This window comes from Pseudobutyrivibrio ruminis CF1b (assembly GCF_000424005.1).
GTDB classification, from domain to species: Bacteria; Bacillota; Clostridia; order Lachnospirales; family Lachnospiraceae; genus Pseudobutyrivibrio; species Pseudobutyrivibrio ruminis_C.
The window spans coordinates 372471-396637 of record NZ_AUJB01000009.1 but is presented as its reverse complement, the minus strand read 5'-3'; the positions used below and the strand labels follow the sequence as shown (position 1 = coordinate 396637).

The following is a 24167-nucleotide window of genomic DNA, read 5'->3' as shown; positions in this document are numbered from 1 at the left end:
ATTAGGGCAAAATCAACTTGATTTTGAGCACAAAAAAATGCCCGAAATCATCGGGCATTTTTTAGTAAATATTCCGCCAGTTACTGGCTAATTATTATAAAACATCTGCAAACTGACTCTGTAATTTTTTGAATACATGTGTGCCTAATAAAAATATAACAAGTGTAACCACCCAAAAATATGCTGTCATTACTGGTCTTGTCCAAAATCCAGTCTGTCCAATAATGCTGTCGCGGTATCCGCTTGTGATGTAGAACATTGGGTTCAGCTTAAGCACATAGTTGAGCCAAAGGGGAATCGAACCCTTCTGCACCATATAATCAAAGTTCCACATGATTGGTGTAGCCCAGATACCTACCTGTAGGAAGATATTTATGAGCTGTGCCATGTCCTTAAAGAATACACAAAGCGCACTGGTAAGATAAATCAAACCAATAACAAGCACCATCATGGCGAAGGAATAATAAATACATTGGAAGATATATGGTGTAAATCCAAATCCATAAAGAAAAGCCACCAACAATGTGAATACAACGAAAAAGCCGTGGACAATCAGGGATGAAACAGCCTTTACGATAGGCAACACATTAATTGGAAATACAACTTTTTTCACAAGATAATTGTATTCGTGAAGCACCACCGTTCCAGCTGAAAGCACCTCGCTGAAATAGAACCATGATACAATACCGGCTGAGAGCCAAAGTACAAATGGCGCGTCAATGCCTCCCTTTGTACCCTGAGTGCCCTGGCTCAGCGCCTTATCAAACACTATCCAGTATACCAGGACTGTGATAACCGGCTGTACAAAAGCCCAGATTACTCCAAGTGTAGAGCCTGCAAACTTCTGCTTAAAATCGTTCTTTGCAAGCTTTGTTATTAATTTTCTGTTTGTGATAATGTCTTTAATCATACTTGTAAATCATTACCTCTGAATTATTAAATACTAATTTAAGATTCCGGCTAGTAACCTGATAATCAGGATGTTCCTGCTTTGTAACCACCAGATAATCCACTCCGGTCACTTCAAAAGCAGCATCAACAGCAAGGACGTCCTCACTGTAAAATTTCTCGTTCATTGAAAGCTTTGCTTCTACCTGATCCTCAGCCACATCAGAATAATCATATCCCTCTATGTAACACTGGCGCTCAGCAAATGCGCTGGCGTAGAAGAAAATGCTTCTGTAGTCATCCTTCTGCTTTTCAGAAAGTCTGTCCACCGCGATGACCGAATCCTCAGGAGTGTTTTCCTTAATCCAGTCATAAGCTTCCATAGTCTCGGCAGAAACCATATCAGCCCTGTCTCCAGCTTCCTGCTTATAAACTGCATTTTGCTTAACATCTGCGTAGCAGAAATATACCACATCCACCGCAAGAAGCACAGTTCCTATAGCAAACCATATATGCATTACCCTGTAAAGGAAATCCATGCGGTGACCAATCATATATTTTACAGAGCAATAGAACAAAAGTCCCGCTCCTGTAATCACGAAATAGCCCTGTGAAAGACCCGGCACACTTACTGCAGAAAATCCGATGACGCCCATCAGCACCATACCGATGGCGAACCAGTCAAATATATCTCCGATAACACCTTCTTTAATAAGAGTGCTAAATTTCTCAACTGTAAAAGCCACAAATGTAATCACACATGGGCCCAGGATGCAGATGATAGATAAAATCACTGCGATGATCACCCAAGGGAATGCCATGTAATCAAGGCCAAGCTTTGTAAAAAGCTGTCCCACACGACCTGCCTCAAGAGTACCTTCTGTTGTCACAACCATTGAGCGGTTGTTGGCTCCTGATGGATGCAAACCAACAGTAACAGTAAAGTATGTAAGGATAAATCCTAAAGTTAAAGCTACATTATATAAAAGCTGCTGTATATGGAAATTCTTGGTAATTATCCACTCGATAACAAATACTGACCATGTGATACCCACAAGCATTGTGGCTGTAGTGCCCTTAAAACCAGTGGCCGCTACGGATAAGATAAACAGCAAAATAAGATTTGTGAAAGCCAGCTTGTCGTACCAGATCTCAGCCAGCACGTCGATTACTAGTATGGTCAGGGCAAGGGCCAGTCCCATTGCATTTATATTGCTGAAAATATGATTTCCAAGCCATGATACAGGAAGTCGGCCACCCACTACCACAAGTGGAAGCATGGCAATTCCTGATGCCAAAAGTCCCGAACAATAGAAGAAATATCTAAGAGGTGTAACCTCCTTCACCCCTCTGATTCTGTCTCCAAGTGTAACCAGCGCCATTGTCAGCGGAAATGCACATATAATAGCATTTCCATTAAGATAAAGCCTGAATGCATCTATCCTGAAAATGTGCTTGCACATGGCAAAAATCAGCTCGTAGAAATAATGATAATAGAATGTAAGTCCTTCGATTCTGATATCAGTATTTGGAAATGAGCGGCTCAGGGATACTATATTTCCTGTATGAAACAGCGCATCATGATAAACCTGAGTAGATGCGCCAGAAAGTGCAAATAAATATTTAAACTGGAAATTCATCATCGAAACTATATAGATAAATGCGAAGATAATCACATAAGTCCATCTAAAACGCTCCGACGCATTAAAAACTGAAGGACGGTCATTTTTGAAATAACAAAAAATCCCGATAGCCGAAGTGATAGGGCCTGCAAACATAATGATACCTGTAAGACCTGTGAGAGACTCTATCAAATAGAGGGCCGCCATATATATGAAGCCGATGAAAAATCCGGCTAGCAATCTTGTAGAAAACTTAAATCTTCGCTGCAGAAGCATAGTGGAAAACAGCATACCCGGAATCTCTATCCAGAAGATGCTGTAAAGCAGGAAGACGAAAGTGATACCTAAACTAAAAGTCATTTAATCCCTCCGCTAGTTACACTAACAAGTCTAATGATTTCTTCCAGTCACTAGATGTTCCTTTCAGAAATATTAGAACTTGTTAGTTACTAGCTATTTTATTAATTATCATTAAGCTGTCCAAGCTTAAAATGCTTTCTACATAACGCCACATATGAATCGTTGGCTCCAAGCATAACCTGTGGGCCAGAGCGAACCACGCCGTTTTCATTGTAACGGCAGTTGCAGGTAGCTTTTCGACCACACCAGCATACTGTCTTAACCTCATGAATCACATCTGCGATAGCGATAAGTCTCTTTGAACCTGGAAACAGCTCGTTTTGGAAATCCGCACGAAGTCCGTAGGCAACCACTGGAACATCCATGAAATCAACTATATCTGAAAGATAATCAATCTGCTCAGGAGTAGCAAACTGCACCTCATCAACAATGATGCAATCGTATTTCTTAATCTCCTCCTCAGACATTTCCACTAAGTCCTCAAGAAATACACACTCGTGCTCAAGACCGATTCTGGAATGAACGATTCGCTCTCCATCTCTTGTGTCCACCGCTGGCTTCACAAGAAGAGCATTCTGTCCAACCTCCTCGTAATTGAAGTGTGTCATAAGCGCATTGGCTGTCTTAGAAGAGCCCATTGCACCATAGTAAAAATAGAGCTTTGCCATAAAATTATTTCCCTTTTCCCCTTACATAAATTGACAGAAGGCAAGTAAACTACCTTCTGTCTAATTAATTACATATTTTAATCTTTCTCTAACATCCTGTCAAAATACTTTTCCAGCTCGTAGCCGTTGTGGATGAGTTTAACATTGGCCTTGCCATGCTCCTTAACATAGTACAAAGCGTAATCTGCTGCATTAAGGAAATCCCATGCTCTATTCAGAGGATCAGGAACTCTGTTTACGATCCCCTGAGAAACGGAAATCTGCTCGATTTCTAGCTCCTTACCAATCTTGGCAACCATGTCTCTGATTCTGTCAGCCACCTGGAGAATCTCATCATCTTCCATATCGTAATAGTACAGGATAAATTCGTCACCGCCGTAGCGGGCAACGAAGACTTTCTCGAATTCCTCGTTTATCTCTCTAAATCCACGGCCCATTGCTGCAAGAAGCTGATCGCCCTTGGCATGTCCATAGTTATCATTTACCTGCTTGAAGAAATCCACGTCCATCATCTCGACGCCCAGCTTGTGGCCCTTATCTACAGCCATCATAAACAGCTCGTCGATAACGTTGTTGAGTTTCATTCTGTTGGCAAGACCTGTAAGTGTATCTGTCTCAGCCTGGGCTGAAAGGAACAGATTCTTGGTCTTCTGCTGAACAAGCTCTGTCTTAAGACGAAGTGTTGTGGTAAATGACTTTCTGTTTGCTCTGGATTTCATAGAATCATATCTATAATAATTGTATGAACACTGAGCAATCTTTACTCTGTCATCAATCGCTTCGTACATCTTGATTTTCCAGCTTTCCAAACGGAGACGGATGTTGATTACCTCGTCCTCACCAGCCTTAAGATCAATATGATCAAACATCTTCTCAAGTGTGACGTATTCGCGCTTCTCAAGAAGTAAAAGTACCAGCGCCTCGATTTCATCGAAGTAAACTACCACATCTGTAACCGAATAGAAGGCCTTGATACTGTCTTCCTTATATCTATCTGAAAGCTCTTTCTCTTTAATAGCATCGTAATAATACAGGCGCGCAAGGGAAACTCCAAAGAAGTTTTCCTCATCTGGATATTCCTTATCCAGTCTGTCCATTTCATCAAGAATAGCCTTCGCCTGAGTTAAATCGCCACTGATAACATAAAGCTTTGTAAGCTGGGCATACTCCATAACAAGCAGGCTGTTCTTAAGGGCCTCATCCTCAATAAACTGACAGCACTCGATAGCTCTGTAGTGGTACTCCAAAGCCTCGCCTCTGGCACCCATCTCCTCGCAGAGGGATGCGAAATTACCGCAGGCAAGAGCCTCCTGATAATACATACGATGAGCTCTGGCCATGTCTATACTATTTACATAATTTTCCTGACTTGTAATGAAATGGCCCTCACTCCGCATTATGATACCCATTTCATTGTAGCAACGACAAATAAGACGATATTCATCAGTGTTAATTATCCCCTGCAAACCTGCTGAAAGATAATAAACAGCCTGTGTGAACTCGTTATTCTGGCAAAGCGCATCGCCGAGCGTACAGCTGGCAAAATTGCGCAAATCTTCGTTGCCTTCCTCTTGAGCCATATCAAACAGATCGCACGCCAGGTCAACATATTTCTCATTTTCGACCTTGCGAACAGCCTCCATCTGTTTTATCAGCTCCACCACTTGCGGTGATTTTTTACTTAATAAAACATCATTCAAAACTATCATCCTCGCGTATAAATCCAAACAACTCGGATAGTATACCATAGGTTTAGTTATATTTCCACCACAAATTTGAATTAGTTTTCTAAATATAACGCCGCTGTAAGTTTGCCACCGCCGGCAATTTCATAGACTACGATGTTTTTCTTGTAAGTATTTTTAAATTTTAAATCTAAAGAGTTTCCTGAAATTGTCGCATCCCATCCTTCTGGTAAATAATACACAGGAAGAGAATGTGGGTGTCTTTCTGTAGCGTTTACTCCAGCCATTTTCATAGCTGCATAAATTGTAGATGAAACCTGACAAACACCGCCGCCAACTCCAATTGCATGCTCCTTATTAATGAAAACTGGTGCATCAACAAATCCGTTTTCATGTGTTCTAGGGCCAATGGCCTTGTTTGCTGAAAATGTCTGTCCTGGCTTTACAACAGTTCCATTTACATGTGATGCTGCAATCTCGATGTTTTTGCCGCGGGCTGCCTCTGGATCATACTCTGTTGAGTATACTCCCAGCAATGTGTAGGTTGCTGGTACCACTAATTCAGTGCCTGTAGATGGCGTTCCATCTCTGCCTTCAGCCTTGCCTGCATTTGCATAATGGAAAGCGTAGCCTGGCAGATAATCTCCATAAAGAGCTACCAAATCGGCGTTTTTGTTCTTGTAGTCTGTGGCATTGAAGGTTGCAGATGCATTTCTTCCTTCATATATTCCACAGCGAACATAATGACTTAAAAGCCAAAGCTTGTTGCCATTTGATGCTGCCCCTATATCTGGGTACATTGTAGCGTAATAATCTGCATCAAAAATCTTTGAACATGCCAACAGCTCATCATTATAAGCCGCCTTCACGGTAAGCTTTGGAGACAGCGCTAATACAGCGCTGCAGATCATAACCGACAAGACAGCTCTCATCTTCATTTTCTTCATTTTATTTTCCCCCATGAATTTGTGGCCATTATCAGCCATAATATAAATTACATTTTACAAATTATGTGAATATTCTAACACGTATTGAGTATTTTTAGAATATAGCCTCTGTGAAAATTGTGTTACTTCTATTATGCAAACAATTTAAGTGCGGCATATAATACAAAAAAGGAGCTCTCCAATTGGAGAACTCCTTTGATTTCTGTTTTACTTATTCTTGCTTTCAGCTTCAAGCTCTTTGCGCTTGTTTAATGCCCAAGCTCTGAGGCCCTTTTTCTTTTTAGTATCAACTGGTGCGTTTCCACCGCGAAGACCACGAACCTTTGTGATGTAAAGACCAGAAACTGTAGCCTTTACTTCCTTCTTAACTGGCATCTCGTCAAAAATCTCTGCGTCGCAGATGAGTGTCATCATCTGTGGGCCTACCTTAGCCTTAACAACTGGTATCTTAGAATTCTTAGCATACCATGGTGTAGCTGAGATAACTGCCTCTGGGAGACCTGAATCTTTCATTTTTAAGCGCTTCTTATCAATGATAAGCATAGACACCTGCTGTGCAACAGCTTCCATCTGAGCTCTCTGCTCTTCCTGACGTGTCTGTGCCTTCTTACCCATGAAGTAAAGAGCAACCAATGCTGCAATCATTACTACCAGGATTACAAGCAAAACGATAATTCCTGTGCTCATTAAAATATCCTCCTACCTAAGCCCACTTCGGGCCACACTAAGTGGTATTTTAACATGATAAAGCCTTTAAATCAACTACAAACCTACGCCAGTTACAGTCTCAAGCCTGAATAATGCTCCGCTCGATTAACACATCTCACTGTGCATCATTCAGAGCTTGATACTTACTGGCTTCTTATTATAATTTCCAGATATCCTCATTGTACTGAGCTATGGTTCTATCGCTAGAGAAGAATCCGGCATTGGCGATGTTCTTGATCATCTTGCGGCCCCACTCTGTGCGGTTTTCGAACTCTTTGTAAGCCTTTTCCTTTGTCTCGCAGTAGTCCTTGAAATCTGGGAATGTCATAAACCAGTCCTTGTTAAGGAGCTCATTGTAAAGTCTCTCAAGGTTCTCCTTCTGACCAACTTCCATAAGCTTGTCTGAAACGATGAAATCAACACACTTCTTGAGGTTTGCATCCTTCTCGTAGTAGTCGCGTGAGCAGTAGCTGGCATCAGCGTAACGCTTGATAACTGTGTCTGAATCCTCACCGAAGATGTAAATATTATCGTCTCCAACGAAATCGTGCATCTCAACATTTGCACCATCCATTGTTCCGATAGCAACGGCACCGTTAAGCATGAACTTCATGTTTGATGTACCAGATGCCTCCTTAGATGCAAGTGAAATCTGTTCGTGAATATCGCAAGCTGGGATAAGCTTCTCTGCAAGTGTTACGTTGTAGTTTTCTACCATAACAACCTTAAGGTATGGGCTAACCTCTGGATCCTTTGCAATGATTTCAGAGAGGCAAAGGATAAGGTGAATGATATCCTTAGCGATAACGTAAGCAGGAGCAGCCTTTGCGCCGAAGATTACTGTGATTGGGCGAGCTGGCTTCTTGCCTTCCTTAATCTCGAAGTACTTGTTGATTACATAGAGGGCATTCATCTGCTGACGCTTGTACTCGTGAAGTCTCTTAATCTGAATATCGTAAACAGAGTTGTCGTCGATTTCGATTCCCTGTGTCTTTGCAAGGTAGTTCTTGAGAACTGTCTTTCTTGTGTTCTTTACATCAAGGAACTTCTGAACAACTGCATCGTCATTCATGAACTGCTCAAGTTTCTTAAGCTCTGTAGCGTCCTTCTTGAAACCTGGTCCGATAAGCTCCTCGATAAGCTTTGCAAGCTCTGGGTTGCAATATAATAACCAACGGCGGAATGTGATACCGTTTGTCTTGTTGTTGAACTTCTCTGGGTAGAGCTTGTAGAACTTGTTAAGCTCTGTCTCCTTAAGAATCTCTGTGTGAAGTGCAGCAACACCGTTGATTGAGATACCATAGTGGATATCCATGTGTGCCATGTGTACAAGGTCGTCCTTGATGATGGCTACGTCTGGATCGTTAACCTTCTTTGCGATTCTGTTGTGGAGCTCGCGAATTATAGGCATGAGCTGTGGAACTGCCTTCATCATGAAGTGGATTGGCCACTTTTCGAGAGCTTCTGCGAGGATTGTGTGGTTTGTATAAGCAGTACACTTAGAAACCACATCAATAGCCTCGTCCATTGTAAGCCCGCGAATCTGAAGGAGTCGAATAAGCTCAGGGATAACCATTGATGGATGTGTATCATTTATCTGAATAACTGCGTAATCAGCAAGGTCGTAGAGGTTTGAACCCTTTTCAACTGCCTCATCCAAGATGAGCTGAGCAGCGTTACTTACCATGAAATACTGCTGATATACACGAAGTAATCTACCGTTATCATCTGAATCATCTGGATAAAGGAAAAGTGTAAGATTCTTTGTGAACTCAGCCTTATCAAAGTTGATTCCGTCCTTGATAATGCTCTCATCTACTGTCTCAACATCGAAAAGATGAAGCTTTGTAGATACTGAATCGTAACCTGTTACATCGATATCGTACATTCTTGACTGAACATTGAATCCGCCGAAATCTACCTGGTATGTCTTCTCTGTCTTTGTCATCCAGCTGTGCTCAGACATCCATGGGTTTGGAACCTCGTTCTGAAGATTGTTCTCAAATACCTGCTTGAAAAGGCCCATGTGATATGCAAGACCTACACCATCACCATTAAGTCCAAGTGTTGCAATTGAGTCAAGGAAGCAAGCTGCAAGTCTTCCAAGACCACCGTTACCAAGTGAAGGCTCAACCTCGATTTCCTCAATCTCTGCAAGTGACTTTCCGCAAGCTTCAAGCTCTGCCTTAACCTCATCATAAAGACCAAGGTTAATTAAGTTGTTTGAAAGAAGCTTTCCGATAAGGAACTCTGCACTGATGTAGTAGAGCTTCTTCTTGCCTCCCTTGATTTCCTTATCTTTAGCCTTGTCCTTTACATACTCCAAAAGACCGATGTAAATCTCCTCATTTGTACACTGGTCCATGTGTCTGCCAAATCTTACTTTGATGTACTCATTTGCTGTCATTTTTATCCTCCTTTAAAGTCCTCAAAACCTTCCCCTTGAGCGGAAGCTGTCAGCGCCAGCTGACTGATGAGGTGTTCTCTCCTTTAACTTAATGACATTATAATGCTACATTTCTATTAAAAACTTGCGCTATGCTATTAAAAAGTGATACTATTCTGCTATGATTAATATAAACGAGTATCAAGCCATACATGAAAACGTTAGTCACTTTGACTACAACATAGCGTATAACACTTACCCTTGTACCATCCCACTAGACTTTGAAAGCGTGCCTCTTCACTGGCACGAAGATGCAGAATTTATCTATATAAAGAAGGGAAAAGGCGTAATAATCATTGATGGAGAAGAGCATACAGTTTCCGCATCTGATATTGCATTTATCTTGCCAGGCAAGGTGCATGGTATTTTTCAGGTAGACGACGAATCTATGGAATATGAAAACATTCTGTTTGATGGAAAAATATTCTCTTCATCATTAGATGACTTTTATGATAGTTTTCTACTTCCATTCTTCGAAAACGCAGTGGAGATTCCTCACATATTCCAAAAGGGAGTTCCTGGCTACGAATCTATGCGCCGCTACTTAGACGCCAACGACAACATCTCCTCCCACCGCGAAGGGGCCTGGGGATTGGCAATAAAAGGAAATCTTTATCTGCTTTTATTTGATCTAGTGACTTTGTATGAGAAGAAGATTGACTCTTCTAATAGAAAAAAAATAGACAAGCTAAAGCCTGTCATTAAACATGTGGAGCTCCATTACAGCGAACCTGCCACCGTTGCCGAGATGGCAGATATCGCCGGCTTCTCAGAGTCCCACTTTATGAGATTTTTCAAAGATACCTTCGGGGTAAGTTTCATCACTTACCTGAATGATTACAGGCTGTCCATGGCAGCCCGCCTGCTGCTTTCTTCCGAAGATACTATATTAGATATTTCTCAGCAGGTTGGCTTTGAAAACCTTTCTCACTTTAACCGAAAGTTTAAGGAGAAGTACAACAAGACACCCAAGGAGTACCGTATAAATAAGTAGGGTGACTAAATAATATGAATCGTGTATGCTGCTCAGGTAATGAAATGCCGGGCAGCATTTTTGAATTTGCCTAAGCTCTTTAAGGTCTACAAATACCGGTGACAGTATTGTTGATAGTATAATTAAAACTGGTGTTAACATTCCTAAAAACTTCTTGCCAGCCCCTATGATTCTTATTGCCATAGAAAAGAAAATAGTTGCCAACACGTATAAAAACAAGGCTGGAACCTCTTTTGCCAAAGTGGTAAAGCTGCCACCATAAATCAGGCTCACTACAGTAATAATAGCAGGAGCTATAAAGGCCACAGCGTAGTATCCAAGGTCTCTGAGGAAACCTATTCGTGAACGCCACCAGATGAAGAGGCCATTTTCCTGATCCTCCAAGTAGTACATAGAAGTAGCGATTCCGCACAGCATCAGCCACATTGCAAGAATACCTCGAAGAGGCATAAGGATTACTGGAGTATCATTGATTTCTGCCGAGTCCAGGTAGCTTGCCTGGAAAAGCTTATTTGAAATACTGTAATTCTCAAAGCTGTTCTCAAGGTGAGCAATCACATCTACAGGCAGCTCATCGTTGCCTGTATAATATTTTGTATATTTCACCAGCAGTCGCTTTGCCACCGATGGGTAAATGCGACTGCAGATTATTTCTTTTCCCAGAAGCTGGGTGACTCCCTGCTCACGAACTACCACCTGTATTCTGTCATGTGGATACTGGTTGTCGGCCATCATACCTACCGTGTAGTCCAGATTCTCTGGCACAACCCAGCCTTCTGTAAGAGTCTGATTGGCCACATCACGTCTGAGAGCATATTCCGAATCGTAATAAACATATTTTATAGCGCCGGACTCGTCATCAAGATTCTCTCGAAGAGACTGGGAGCTAGGGTCAGTACCCGGCAGGTAAACACCAATGGTCATAATGTTTTCCTGCCCCTGGCTCATTTCCTTCAAAAGGAACACCATAAATGGCACCAACAGAAGCATCACTATATAACTTTTCTTTCTGAAGAATCGCTTCAGTAATAGTAAATATCTCATTTTCTAATCTTTCTTCCCCTGATAAAAACTGAACCTAATATAAAGATCAAAGTATAGTTAGCCATCATGAAGATACATCCAGGAATACTGACGTACTCTCCCACCAGCATTTTGCTGGATGACAGTGTCGAGAAGGATTCTCTTTTCAGACCTTCCATGTAGGCAAATGCTACACCGGTTGGAAGATTAATTCCTAATATTCTAAGCCCATCTGGAAAAAATGACTTTGGATAAAAGTATCCTGAGATGTATGCCATACCTATGTATAAAATAAAGGCTGCCAAAAACTTGTTAATTACCCCTGTTACCACCTCAAAAATGAAAAATGCAAGGGCTGAAAACAGGATAACTACTAAAATAATATTAAATTCCGATTTAATTAAAATAGTATCTCCTATAATCTCGCCATTTTGTGTTGGTATTATATTTCTTTCTACGAGTTTTCTCACGAAAAATAAGATCAATTCCACGCAGAAAAGATTCATTAAAAAGTAGGCAAAAAATTCTGCCAGAATTTGCCTGCCCGCTCCAAGGCCCTTTGCACTGATGAATTGGTAAGTAGCTTTTTTCTTGCCAAGGAAGAAACTGATACTACAAAATGACATCAAAAGCAGGAAAAACAAACTCAAGGAAATGCTGTAATATTCAGGTGTTGTAAGACCGTTGGCAAGACCTAATTCGGAAAACTCTGCCATATTTCCACGGGCTATCATAGCACCTACATAAAGCAGTAAAAGCTGGTCAACCTGGGCGTTTATAGCCTCTGACGGAAATCCTGCATTTCTTAAATCTTCCTCCAATACCAATAATCCTTTTTCTGAACTTACCACCAATTCAGATGCAATATCAGCAAGTTCATCAATCATGACGCCAGTTATCCCTCTTTGTCCTGATGTTGCAAAATATTCTAAACTTATGTCGTCTGATAACGCATTCACCGAATTTAAAAATTCGTCGGTTATTAAAACATAAGCCGAAACCTTTCCATTTCTCAAAGCTGCCCTGGCATCATCCTCATCATCGAACCTTACGATATCCAGCATAAATCTGCTATCATCATCGTTTTTCAATAGATTGACGCCCATTGTCAGCATGTTACTATCAGTGGAACCTACTATTCCAAGCTTATATCTCATATGCTGATCCTTGTAGCTTTCGCTGTTAACAATAGCATATCCGATAGCGCTGACCGCAAGGCCTACCACCACTGTCATAATCAGAATGCCTGGCAGCAGCCTTATTATTCTTTTCAGTTGTACGATAAAATAGTCCCAAAATCTAATCATTCTAATATCCCAATCAAATGCTGTAAGTCACCATCATATGTGTATGGATGGAGCACTCCATCCTTCAAAATATAACACTTGTTGCAAAGCTCAATTTCCTGGAGCTCGTGTGTGGAAATAATCATGGAGCCGCCAGTACTTCTGAAGCTCTCAAAGTAGTCGTATATCTCATTTCTGCACACCATATCAAGGGCTGCTGTTGGCTCGTCCAAAAGCATCAGCTCAGGACCGCCATTCATGGCACATCCTATGGTGAGACGTTTCTTCATTCCACCAGACATTTTGCTCACTGGTACCTTCAGAAACTCATCGATTCCCAAGAGCTTTAGCATGCCGTTTTTCAACTCTGCCTTCAATGTTTTCGCGTCATACCACATTCTAAGATTGTCCCAGGCATTCAGCTCTTCTATCAATGGATTTTCCTGTGGCACGTAAGCCACTTTCTTATTTCTAAGCTTGCTGTCCCCCAGCAAATCCTTTCCATCGATGGCAAAGTAGCCGCCATTAGACCGCTGTAAACCAGCAAGAATAGACAGCAATGTCGACTTACCGCTACCGTTTGCTCCCAATATTCCCACGATTTCTCCAGGCGCCACGTCAAACGTAACTCCCTTCAAAACCTGCTTTTTTCCATAGTTCTTTGTAACACCTTTGATTTCTATCATTTTAAAAGTCCCTCGTAATCGAATGTCGTGTAGTAATCCTTCTCCACAGCCAGATAATCCTTGTAATTCTCCTTTGTCAGCTGGTCAGTGCCGCTGTAGAGCCAGCCAAGAATCTGAGAGTTTATCCAATCGCCGTGGTGGCACTCGTCTCTATAATTATTTAAATCTGAGACCACATCAAACTCATTATTAAATGAATATAGGTGGATGTTGTCGCACTCAAGCATCAGCTCAATTGCATACTTTTCTACTGCAAGCCAGCGTTCCAAGGTACCCAGCTCCTTCTGAGAACCCCACCAAGCCACTGAGTATGGTGTGAGATAATAGTAGAAATCCACGTCAGGATTTGCCTGGGCCAGCTCCACTACATTCTGTGTGATGTTGGCATCTACCATTTCTTTTACTTCATCTACGAATGGCTGGTTTTGCTCTGGTGCCTTGTACTCTGTACGACCAAGCAGCGCTGCTTCTGGTCCAAACTCTGCCTCCGCCATCCAGTTGGCATAGTCATCAAAAGATGTGATGCCGGCTGCCTTTCCTGCCTGGGCATCCTCCAGCATAGGAAGACAGATGCCATAGAAGATGTCCTTATTGAAAATATAGTTCACATCATTGAATGGATTGTTATCGTAAAGATAATCTGGGTAATCTCCCAAGTCATCACGAACTCGCGCAGGATCATCCATAAGATATGCGTAATCCAGCGGTCTGATAACTATTTTTAAATCAGGATTATATTTAATAGCCTTAGCAATATTGTCGTTCTGCTCCTTGTAGGTACCGCCTGCGAATGGAACTTTTATAAATGTACCACCCCAGAGTCCCTCAGCTTCGCTGGCCTTGAAATTCTCAGACATGGAAGTACCGATAATCATTCCATCATAGCTGAAATGGCGAATGATTCCATCGTTCTGGCTACGCTCGTTATTTAGTTCGTAGTAAAGACCGGCCTGTGGCCCGTGGTAATGAAAATATGGATCCACGTAGATAATCACACCAGCCACAGCCACCAGGATTACCAGTGTCAGAGCCAGCATGCCTGCCAGCCATTTCTTAACACTCAACATCTAAATCTCCTATAAAAATAGCCCATTAGCTACCTTTGCTTTTTAAAAATTAAAATACAAAAATGTACTGATTCCGCTAAATGATAATATACTTGCGGCCATCAAAAAGCCTGCCCAGATCATGTTCTTCCAGTTTGGCTTGAATGCCTTCATCTTCTCGTATGAATTCTTGAATCCAAGCAGGATAAATAAAGCTCCTATGTAATACAGCCCCACGTATATAAATGGCAGTGAGCGGGTCACAGGTGTGCCGTCCAACAACCATTTCAGTGGTGATGTCTGGAATGCATAGAGAATATTTACATCTATATTTGTAAAATCTACATATAATATTTGCTTAATTACCTTTATAGCGTCGCTTACAGTTTCCGCCCTAAAGAATACCCAAGCAAGGCAGGTAAACACCTGAGTTATCATCCATCCCAATGCTGGGTGCATGGCATCAAACTGCTTCTTAAAAATCCTGTTGATGATAACAAAAATTCCATTCATCACGCCCCACAGCACAAAGGTCCAGGCGGCGCCATGCCACAATCCACTCAGAAAAAATACTATGAAGATATTCACAATAGTTCGTACTTTTCCCTTTCGATTTCCACCAAGTGGAATGTACACGTAGCGGGTAAAGAATCTTGTAAGGGTTTTGTGCCATCTCTTCCAAAATTCTGCTATGGACAGAGACTTATATGGGCTGTCGAAGTTCACAGGCAGCTCGATGTTTAACATCTTTCCAAGTCCGATTGCCATGTCGCAGTATCCGCTAAAATCAAAATATATCTGGAAATAGTAAGCAATTGCTATAAGTATCGCATTTGTAGCCTTCAGATCAGCCACATTCTCATATCCCCAGTTTACGGCATTTCCAAAGACATCAGCTATAAGAATCTTCTTTCCAAGGCCAAGGGCAAAAATATAAAATCCCATGGCCATATTATTCCAGTTAATATGCTTCTTAGCTGGGTTTGTCAGCTGTGGAATCATCTCGTCATGAGTGACAATTGGGCCTGCCACCAGCTGTGGGAAGAAGGTAACATAGCAGGCATATGTAAGGAAATCGTATGTAGGCACCTCTCCTCTGTAGGTGTCTACCACGAATGAAATCTGCTGGAACGTGAAAAAGCTAATGCCAAGTGGCAGTACAATGTGCATTAGTGGCCAGTCAGTCTTGGCGATGGCATTCACATTTTCAATGAAGAAATCCATGTACTTGAAATAACCGATGATTCCAAGATTCACAGCCACTGCCAGCACCACAACAGGCTTGCATTTCTTCAGGTGACCGATAGATGCACTTGCCAGATTCTGCAGCTCGTCATTTTCTGTGACAGCCTCCAGCATGGTCTGCTTCTGCATGCGCTTCATCATCTTGTAAAATGTGAAATTGATGCACACGCTGGAAATAATTATCAGCAGATAAGCCGGATTAAAATAGCCATAGAACCACAGGGACATGCCCAGCAAAAAGGCATTTCCCAAGCGATATTTCCCAGCCTTGTTAATCAGAAAATACCCCGCTATGCAAATCGGTAAAAATAAGAAAATAAATATATAAGAATTGAAAAGCATTTTTCCTCCAAATATTTCCAGTTAATGCATTAAATAATCGAATTTTCTTATTCTCTGATAAAGGATAGTTCTCACCCTTTCAATTATCTCAGGAGAATAGTTAGCAACATCCTCCAGCAAAGCATCAACATCTTTTTTATGGAAATTAAAATGTATATTATAGCCAAATGCACTTTCTACAGCATCTAACTGCTCGTCAAAACTGGTACAAATAGTCTTTGCCTTTACCTCATCAATCATCTCAATCACATCTCCTGATAATGGATAATCAATTGAGAGGTCAGACAATAATCCCGCACCATTATCGAAAATAGGACAATACTCATACTTTGAACCAGGCCCCATCAATACTGCAATATTATGCATGTGCCTATCTTCATTCAGAAAAAAGGCGTCAATGGTAAGCATCTTTGAGATATATTTCCCAAAATCATCCAATCCTGTCAGCTGCACAACCTCATCTACGAAGTATTTTAATCTATTTTCGACATCAGAATGATGCCATACAGATTCTAATAAGCTAGCTCCCTTTCGCATTTTATAAAGGCGTTCTAAAGTGATCAGCTGATAACCATCATTTACAAAATTGACGCTGCTTACACCATTAAATATATTTCTCTTATATTTGATTTCCTCTAAATTGTAATCAATAAATTCACTAGAGTCCAAGCTTGATTTTATCAACAGCTTGCTGATAAGATACTCGGCCAATCCCTCATAACCAGCATAATCTGCCTTGTACCAAATCCCCTTATATTCCCACTTTAATTGATTACCTTTAGAAGATTGTCTGGCAAAATCTCTGAGATATTGCTCTGTCAATTCAATCATATCGCAATTACTCCTCTATATGAATCCAAAAATCATCCTCAGCCATTCTTCCTTCAGTCTTTTTCACTATTAAGAACGGGTCATAAAAAAGGAGGCCCAACTCTTCTAAGATGATTTTATTCTTATCTCTATTTCGAGGAAAACACCTTGACTCTATAAACTCCAGGTAGTCAGCATAGTTTGGCTGATTGTTCACCCCAAAAGCTCGAAACATAATATCATCCACATAGTTTTTTACAAATATCTGCTGAGACGCATCATCTACATCTATAAGTGTGCATGGTCGATTTTTATTCATGTACCACATTCTTATAGGCAGCTCTTTTTCTGGAACTTCCAAATAATCCTTAGCCAGTGATGGTCTGTTTTCCAGTATTCGTACAAGAGCAACAACTGGTCCAGTAATGATTCCTTCTGGTTCCCTCTCCCAGCGTTCAATGGTTGGCTTTGAACTGCATATTAACTTTGCAAAATCTTTTTGAGTGCATCCAAGCTTTAAACGGAGTCGTCTAATGTCTGCACCATTTACCTGTTCTTTAATCATTTTACCTTATAAAACAAAAAACAATCATATCAATGGTTTCTTAAGCAAATTATACCATCAATATGATTGTTTTGTAAATATTTCGGTTTTTTATATTATTTAAGAGCCTGTGCAATATCTGCAATAAGATCTGCGCTATCCTCAAGACCGCAAGATACTCTGATGAGTCCTGCTGGGATGCCAGCTGCCTCAAGCTGCTCATCTGTCATCTGGCGATGAGTAGATGTAGCTGGGTTTAAGCAGCAGCTACGAGCATCTGCAACGTGTGTCTCGATTGCGATAAGCTTAAGCTTCTTCATGAATGATTCAGCTGCTGAACGTCCACCCTTGAGCTCGAATGATACTACGCCACAGCCTCCCTTTGGAAGATACTTCTGAGCAAGCTCATAATACTCATCTCCCTCGAGGCCTGGATATGTAACCTTTGCTACCTCAGGCTGATCCTTTAAGAACTTGGCAACTGCAAGTCCGTTCTCCACGTGGCGTGGCATACGAACATGAAGTGACTCAAGGCCAAGATTTAAAAGGAATGCATTCTGTGGTGACTGGATGCAACCAAAGTCACGCATAAGCTGTGCTGTACACTTTGTGATGAAAGCACCTTCTTTGCCGAACTTCTCAGCATATGTGATGCCGTGATAGCTGTCGTCTGGAGTGCAAAGTCCTGGGAACTTGTCAGCGTGAGCCATCCAGTCGAACTTGCCTGAATCTACGATACATCCACCAACTGCTGCACCATGGCCATCCATGTACTTTGTAGTAGAGTGAGTAACGATATCAGCGCCCCACTCGATTGGGCGGCAATTTACAGGAGTTGGAAATGTGTTATCTACAATAAGAGGAACGCCGTGCTCATGAGCAACCTTTGCGAACTTCTCGATATCCAAAACTGTAAGAGCTGGGTTTGCGATTGTCTCACCGAATACAGCGCGAGTGTTGTCCTGGAATGCTGCATTGAGCTCTTCCTCAGTAGCCTTTGGTGAAACGAATGTCACATCAACGCCCATCTTCTTCATTGTTACAGCAATAAGATTGAATGTTCCGCCGTAGATTGATGAAGATGCTACGATGTGGCTGCCGTTCTCGCAGATATTGAAAAGAGCGAAGAAATTTGCAGCCTGGCCTGAAGATGTAAGCATTGCTGCTGCACCGCCTTCAAGTGCTGCAATCTTTGCAGCTACATAATCGTTAGTTGGGTTCTGAAGACGTGTGTAGAAATATCCTGAAGCCTCCAAATCGAAGAGCTTACCCATGTCCTCGCTTGTGTCATATTTAAAAGTAGTAGACTGAACGATTGGGATCTGACGTGGCTCGCCATTTCCTGGAGTGTATCCAGCCTGCACACATTTAGTGCCAATTCCGTTGTTGCTCATAATTAAAATCCTCCTCATAAACTAAAACAGGAGCTCGTAACACACGAGCTCCTTATACTTTATCACACTAAAGAATATATTTCCATATTCTATTTTAAGCGTCTTGCTGGTATTCCGAAATACCTTCCAGCCACTGTGAGATTCTTCACCACCACAGTGCCAGCGCCCATAAATACATCACTGCAAATGTCGATGTTATTGCTGACGATGGCGCCAATGCCAAGCCAGCAATTATCACCCATTGTGACTGTTCCTGCTGTGTGAGCTCCCACCGAGATGTGACAGTAATCTCCGATTACATTATCGTGATCCACAGAGGAAGATGTATTTATAATACAGCCCTTTCCAATGGTAGTGCCAGGATTAACAACGGCCCCGGCCATCACCACTGTGCCAGCTCCGATTTCCACATCATAGGCTACAACAGCTGCAGGATGAATCAGTGTGACAATGTTCACACCTTTTGACTCCAGCATCTCCTGTACCTTTCGGCGGATAGAAGCCTCTCCGATTCCCACAACGAAATCATATTTCTTCTCGATGTAGTAATCCAGGTCCGTATCCTCATCTGCCACCGGATATTCACCAAGCATGTCGATTTCCGGATTCTTATCCACAAAAACTATATCATCATATCCATTTAACAGGGCCAAATCTGCAACCACTTTACAGTGTCCGCTAGCCCCCATAATTGCGATACTTTTCATATTTTATACTCCAAATGCAGCAATTATAATTCCAACAATGATAATCACAAGTCCAAGTGCTTTCTTGGTGCTGATTTTCTCGCCAAGGAAAACCTTTCCTAAAATGGCCACCCAGATGTAGCCTGTAGCCTCAAGGATTGGTCCGATTGAAAGAGGCACCTTCTTATATCCTAAAACTGAGCAAAGGGATGCTCCAAAGAAAACGATGTAAGCCCCCATAACCATAGGGTTTAAGTACTCTGCTATCTTGCTTGGATATTCCTTTTCAGCAGCCTTCTTTAAGATAATCTGTGAGCAGGATGCAATGAATGTGCCGGTAAGCATAATAAGTGCAAATTTAAGCATTTAAACCATCCTCCTTATCATCAGATTTCTTTCCTGTTACTTCCTCGTCACCTGTGACAACGAAGTAAACTCCGATTATTACAACAATCGCTCCAACGATTTTAAGAGGAGTAATCTTCTCGTGGAAAATTAACGCTCCCCAGACAAGGCCCCACAATGTGGTGGCTGCCTTGTTGGCGTATGTTGTAATCAGTGGAAGATGCTTAAGTACCTGCTGCCATGCGATAGCATAAAATCCGAGGATGCAAATTACCAATCCGTAGTACAAAATCCAGTTTGGACTAAGGAATGGGTACTGCGCAGCAGTCTTTGAAAAAATACCATTAACTGAAAAAATCAGAATAATAATATGTAAAATTATAAACCACTTAATGTTCTCTTTTTTCATTATTTACCCCAGTTTTCTAACATTTCCTTAACATAGTCAGTGCCCATGATCTTGTCGATTGTGCCCTGAACATCAAGTCTCTTTGTGTTGTGTGATGTGTAAGAATCAGAAGCCATTGTCTGAACCTGGCCATCAACAAAGAACTTGTCGTAGTTAAGATCACGACCATCAGGAAGTACACGGTAGTAGTCACCCATATCGATAGCACGAACACACTCCTCGTTTGTAAGAAGTGTCTCGTAAAGCTTCTCGCCGTGACGTGTTCCGATAATCTTTGTACCTGTATCGCCAAATGTCTGCTGAACAGCCTTTGCAAGGTCTCCGATTGTGCAGGCATCAGCCTTCTGAACGAATAAATCACCTGGCTCTCCGTTCTCGAATGCAAACATAACAAGGGCAACTGCCTCATCAAGGTTCATAAGGAAACGAGTCATGTTAGGGTCTGTGATTGTGATAGGATTTCCAGCCTTGATCTGGTCGATGAAAAGAGGAATAACCGAACCACGAGAGCACATAACGTTACCGTAACGTGTACAGCAGATTGTAGTCTTGCCTGCAGCTACACGAGCGTTTGCGCCGATTACCTTCTCCATCATAGCCTTTGAAATACCCATTGCGTTGATTGGGTAAGCAGCCTTGTCAGTTGAAAGACAAACTACTCTCTGAACACCAGCCTCAACAGCTGCGTGAAGAACGTTGTCAGTTCCCTCTACGTTTGTACGAACAGCTTCCATTGGGAAGAACTCGCAAGATGGAACCTGCTTAAGTGCTGCCGCATGGAAAATAAAATCAACACCTGGCATAGCATCCTGCACTGAGCGCATGTTTCTAACATCACCGATGTAGAACTTTACCTTGCCAGCAAGGTCTGGATGCTCAGCCTGAAGCTGATGTCTCATATCATCCTGCTTCTTCTCATCACGAGAAAAAATTCTAATCTCCTTTAAATCAGAGTCCAAAAAATGCTTGAGTACAGTGGAACCGAATGAACCTGTACCTCCAGTAATCATAAGAGTCTTATCTTTAAATAATTCACAGTTCATAATTAATCTTTATCCTTTCTAAACCCCTAAGGCTTCCCCTTGAGGGGAAGCTGTCAGCTTTAGCTGACTGATGAGGTGTTATATTTCTTTTCTCCAAACCATCTTGTTAACAATTCCTGTATAACTCTGGATTATCTTAACTACTTTTGTTGACACATTCTCCTCAACATAATCAGGCACAGGAATACCATAATCCCCAGCCTCATTCATATCAATAGCTGTTGTAACAGCCTGAAGGAGTGATGCCTCATCGATACCAGCGATAAAGAAGCAAGCCTTATCAAGTGCCTCTGGACGCTCTGTCGATGTGCGGATGCACACTGCAGGGAATGGCTTTCCAATGCTTGTGAAGAAGCTTGATTCCTCTGGAAGTGTACCTGAGTCAGAAACTACCGCGAAGGCGTTCATCTGAAGATGATTGTAATCGTGGAAGCCAAGTGGCTCGTGCGTGCGAACTCGTGGGTCAAGCTTGAAGCCTGTAGCCTCGAGACGCTTTCTTGAACGTGGATGACAGCTGTAAAGAATTGGCATGTCGTACTTCTCAGCAAGCTTGTTGATAGCTGTGAAAAGGGATGTGAAATTCTTTTCTGTGTCGATGTTCTCCTCTCTGTGAGCAGAAAGAAGAATGTATTTCTTTGGCTCAAGGCCAAGCTTTGTAAGCACATCTGATGCCTCGATTGACTCTAAGTTCTCGTGGAGAACCTCAGCCATTGGCGAACCTGTCACATATGTGCGCTCCTTTGGAAGACCGCAGTCTGCCAGGTAGCGGCGGGCATGCTCAGAATATGCCATATTTACATCTGAAATAATATCTACGATACGGCGGTTTGTCTCCTCTGGGAGGCACTCATCCTTACATCTGTTTCCAGCTTCCATGTGGAAGATTGGGATATGAAGACGCTTTGCAGCGATAGCTGAAAGGCATGAGTTTGTATCGCCGAGAATCAAAAGTGCGTCTGGCTGAATCTCAACCATAAGCTCGTATGACTTTGCGATGATATTTCCAACTGTCTGACCGAGATTGTCGCCAACAGCGTCCATGTAAACCTCTGGGTCATCAAGCTGAAGATCCTTGAAGAATACTCCATTAAGATTGTAGTCATAATTCTGACCTGTGTGAGCCAATACGCAGTCAAAGTACTTGCGACACTTCTTGATAACAGCCGCAAGACGAATGATTTCTGGACGTGTGCCCACGATGATTAAAAGCTTTAATTTTCCATTATTCTTAAACATGTTATACCTCTTCAAAATATGTATCTGGTCTGTCCTGCTCCAAGAGCTCATTTGCCCACATCAATGTCACCAAATCCTCTGTGTCAGAAAGATTGATGATGTTGTGTGTGTAGCCTGGAAGCATGTGAACAGCCTGAATCTTCTCACCGCTCACCTCATACTCGATAACAGGGAATGGATTTCCATTTTCATCAACACCTACACGGCGCTGCTGAATCTTTCCGTGACCTGAAACCACGATAAAAAATTCCCATTTTGTATGATGCCAGTGCTGGCCCTTTGTGATGCCAGGCTTACTTATATTAACTGAAATCTGGCCGTGATCCGGAGTCTTAAGCAGCTCCGTGAAACTTCCACGCTGATCACAGTTCATTTTCAAATCAAAAATCGCTTTGTCCTTTGGCAGATAGCTGAGATATGTGCTGTAAAGCTTCTTTGCAAAGCTGCCACTTGGAATCTCCGGCACCATAAGTGATGCTGGCTGCTCCACAAAGCTGTCCAGAAGCTCAACGATCTCGCCAAGTGTGACTGTGTGAGTCACAGGAACGTATGCGTATTTACCTGCTGTATCAGGAACCACCTTGCCCTCGTCATCATAATCGCAGCGATGCTCATTTCCCTGCAGCGCATCAATCATCTCGTTCACAAGATCATCGATGTACACAAGTGTCAGCTCTGTAGCTGGATCATTCACTGTTATCTCAAGGCCGTTTGCCTTGTTGTTACAGAAAGTAGCCACTGCAGAATTGTAATTAGGACGGCACCATTTTCCGAAAAGATTAGGGAAACGGTAAACCAAGACCTTGGCGCCGGTCTCCTGCTGATATTTGAAAAACAGCTCCTCGCCTGCGAGCTTGCTTGCGCCGTAATCACTGCCTGCATATCGGCCCAAAAGTGTGGCCTGAATCGATGATGAAAGCATCACCGGGCAGGTATTATTATGCTTTTTTAAAGTATCAAGAAGGGTGCTGGCAAAGCCGAAGTTCCCTTCCATAAATTCGCTATTGTCTTTAGGACGATTGACCCCTGCCAGATTGAAAACAAAATCGCAATCGCTGCAGAAGCGGTCTAATTCCTCAGGAGTGGATTCCTTATCGTACTCGTAGACGGTCAGCTCTTCGCCGAAAGCGTGAAACTTGTCGCGCCCATCCGAAGCACATTTAAGAGTTTCCACAAGATTTTTTCCAACAAAACCGGCTGCACCGGTAACCAGAATTTTCAAAATAGTCTCTCCTATTTTCCAAAAGTGCCTAGGCACCCATAATCCTGTAAATTATATCACACTAGTCTAAATAACAAAAGAGGCGCACATGTTGTGCACCTCTTAGAATATCTCATTTATTTAAATAGTCCGAACAGCTTTCCGAAGAATCCTTCATCCTTCTTCTTTTTGCTGAAATCGATCTTTGAATACTTGGAAAGCACATCTGCTTCAGCATCCATTTTTTCTTTGAAAACAGACATCCAAACCACATCTTCATCCTTGCCCTGAAAATGTTCGAAAGCTACTTTGCCATCTTTCAATGAATTGAATCTGGCCTGAAGATGCTGTAATCGCTTGAAGGTGTCATCCCACTCAGGGATATGTTCTCTGGCCTCGGTGTAGCACTCCTTCATTTTGGCCATGTACTTTACGACACCGCCTTCTTCCAGCTTGAATCGCTGGGCAAGCATATCGTCGAAAAGAATGTAAGCATCATAAAATCTCTCGTTAACTATTCTGTTTTTTGAACTAAGCATAACTCAACCCCACT

At 42.1% G+C, this 24167-nt stretch carries 23 protein-coding genes; 1 reads left to right on the top strand and 22 read right to left on the bottom strand.

All coding sequences use genetic code 11. From position 1 onward, the window contains the following. Nucleotides 1-94: 94 nt before the first annotated feature. From G592_RS0108525 to G592_RS0108495, 7 genes are all read right to left on the bottom strand, one after another. Entirely contained in the window at nt 95-910 is an 816-nt protein-coding gene (locus G592_RS0108525; RefSeq protein ID WP_028247460.1) for an ABC transporter permease, read from the bottom strand. Beyond that, entirely contained in the window at nt 903-2870 is a 1968-nt protein-coding gene (locus tag G592_RS0108520) for a hypothetical protein (RefSeq protein ID WP_028247459.1), read from the bottom strand. The genes G592_RS0108525 and G592_RS0108520 overlap by 8 nt, the downstream gene beginning before the upstream one ends. Nucleotides 2871-2971: 101 nt before the next feature. Next, nucleotides 2972-3538 (bottom strand): thymidine kinase, encoded by a 567-nt coding sequence (locus G592_RS0108515; protein WP_028247458.1) that lies wholly within the window; start codon nt 3536-3538, stop codon nt 2972-2974. Nucleotides 3539-3615: 77 nt separating this feature from the next. Further along, entirely contained in the window at nt 3616-5238 is a 1623-nt protein-coding gene (locus G592_RS0108510) for a GGDEF domain-containing protein (protein ID WP_196801830.1), read from the bottom strand. Between the two features lie 80 nt (nt 5239-5318). Then, complete coding sequence (locus G592_RS0108505; protein WP_028247456.1) at nt 5319-6170, bottom strand: VanW family protein; 852 nt, start codon at nt 6168-6170, stop codon at nt 5319-5321. A 207-nt stretch (nt 6171-6377) separates the two neighbouring features. Beyond that, entirely contained in the window at nt 6378-6857 is a 480-nt protein-coding gene (locus G592_RS0108500) for a hypothetical protein (protein ID WP_028247455.1), read from the bottom strand. 178 nt (nt 6858-7035) lie between these two features. After that, nucleotides 7036-9285, bottom strand: coding sequence for a glycogen/starch/alpha-glucan phosphorylase (locus tag G592_RS0108495; RefSeq protein WP_028247454.1), 2250 nt, complete (start codon nt 9283-9285; stop codon nt 7036-7038). 160 nt (nt 9286-9445) lie between these two features. Between G592_RS0108495 and G592_RS17370 the strand changes: the two genes are divergently transcribed. Continuing rightward, nucleotides 9446-10318 (top strand): AraC family transcriptional regulator, encoded by an 873-nt coding sequence (locus G592_RS17370; protein ID WP_081660348.1) that lies wholly within the window; start codon nt 9446-9448, stop codon nt 10316-10318. Here G592_RS17370 and G592_RS0108490 read toward each other — a convergent pair. The 15 genes from G592_RS0108490 to G592_RS0108420 all read right to left on the bottom strand — a co-directional run bounded on the left by G592_RS0108490 (nt 10214) and on the right by G592_RS0108420 (nt 24153). Then, the gene (locus G592_RS0108490) at nt 10214-11362 is read right to left on the bottom strand and encodes an ABC transporter permease (RefSeq protein ID WP_028247453.1); all 1149 of its coding nucleotides are present in this window, start codon (nt 11360-11362) and stop codon (nt 10214-10216) included. The genes G592_RS17370 and G592_RS0108490 overlap by 105 nt on opposite strands. Next, nucleotides 11359-12648: an ABC transporter permease gene (locus tag G592_RS0108485; RefSeq protein ID WP_028247452.1), complete on the bottom strand. Its 1290-nt coding sequence runs from the start codon at nt 12646-12648 to the stop codon at nt 11359-11361. Before G592_RS0108485 ends, G592_RS0108490 begins: the two co-directional genes overlap by 4 nt. Then, on the bottom strand, nt 12645-13313 hold the full coding sequence (locus tag G592_RS16025) for an ABC transporter ATP-binding protein (protein WP_036952255.1): 669 nt from the start codon (nt 13311-13313) through the stop codon (nt 12645-12647). Before G592_RS16025 ends, G592_RS0108485 begins: the two co-directional genes overlap by 4 nt. Then, a complete protein-coding gene (locus tag G592_RS0108475) occupies nt 13310-14380 on the bottom strand; it encodes a hypothetical protein (RefSeq protein ID WP_051194824.1) in 1071 nt (356 codons plus the stop codon). The genes G592_RS16025 and G592_RS0108475 overlap by 4 nt, the downstream gene beginning before the upstream one ends. A 42-nt stretch (nt 14381-14422) precedes the next feature. Then, nucleotides 14423-15946, bottom strand: coding sequence for an MBOAT family O-acyltransferase (locus G592_RS0108470; protein WP_028247450.1), 1524 nt, complete (start codon nt 15944-15946; stop codon nt 14423-14425). Between the two features lie 21 nt (nt 15947-15967). After that, a complete protein-coding gene (locus G592_RS0108465; protein ID WP_028247449.1) occupies nt 15968-16777 on the bottom strand; it encodes a hypothetical protein in 810 nt (269 codons plus the stop codon). Nucleotides 16778-16784: 7 nt separating this feature from the next. Then, the gene (locus G592_RS0108460; RefSeq protein WP_028247448.1) at nt 16785-17321 is read right to left on the bottom strand and encodes a helix-turn-helix domain-containing protein; all 537 of its coding nucleotides are present in this window, start codon (nt 17319-17321) and stop codon (nt 16785-16787) included. Between the two features lie 95 nt (nt 17322-17416). Then, a complete protein-coding gene (locus G592_RS0108455; RefSeq protein WP_028247447.1) occupies nt 17417-18694 on the bottom strand; it encodes an O-acetylhomoserine aminocarboxypropyltransferase/cysteine synthase family protein in 1278 nt (425 codons plus the stop codon). Nucleotides 18695-18783: 89 nt separating this feature from the next. Then, complete coding sequence (locus G592_RS0108450; protein WP_028247446.1) at nt 18784-19401, bottom strand: acetyltransferase; 618 nt, start codon at nt 19399-19401, stop codon at nt 18784-18786. A gap of 3 nt (nt 19402-19404) precedes the next feature. Continuing rightward, the gene (locus tag G592_RS0108445; RefSeq protein ID WP_028247445.1) at nt 19405-19746 is read right to left on the bottom strand and encodes an EamA family transporter; all 342 of its coding nucleotides are present in this window, start codon (nt 19744-19746) and stop codon (nt 19405-19407) included. Beyond that, nucleotides 19739-20134, bottom strand: a complete 396-nt coding sequence (locus tag G592_RS16020) for a DMT family transporter (protein ID WP_036952251.1) — start codon at nt 20132-20134, stop codon at nt 19739-19741. Before G592_RS16020 ends, G592_RS0108445 begins: the two co-directional genes overlap by 8 nt. Further along, entirely contained in the window at nt 20134-21177 is a 1044-nt protein-coding gene (locus tag G592_RS0108435) for a polysaccharide biosynthesis protein (protein ID WP_028247444.1), read from the bottom strand. The genes G592_RS16020 and G592_RS0108435 overlap by 1 nt, the downstream gene beginning before the upstream one ends. A gap of 78 nt (nt 21178-21255) precedes the next feature. Further along, nucleotides 21256-22413, bottom strand: a complete 1158-nt coding sequence (wecB, locus tag G592_RS0108430; RefSeq protein ID WP_028247443.1) for a non-hydrolyzing UDP-N-acetylglucosamine 2-epimerase — start codon at nt 22411-22413, stop codon at nt 21256-21258. A 1-nt stretch (nt 22414) separates the two neighbouring features. Next, complete coding sequence (locus tag G592_RS0108425; RefSeq protein ID WP_028247442.1) at nt 22415-23635, bottom strand: capsular polysaccharide biosynthesis protein CapF; 1221 nt, start codon at nt 23633-23635, stop codon at nt 22415-22417. A gap of 116 nt (nt 23636-23751) precedes the next feature. Next, nucleotides 23752-24153, bottom strand: a complete 402-nt coding sequence (locus G592_RS0108420; protein ID WP_028247441.1) for a DUF6548 family protein — start codon at nt 24151-24153, stop codon at nt 23752-23754. Nucleotides 24154-24167: the final 14 nt, after the last annotated feature.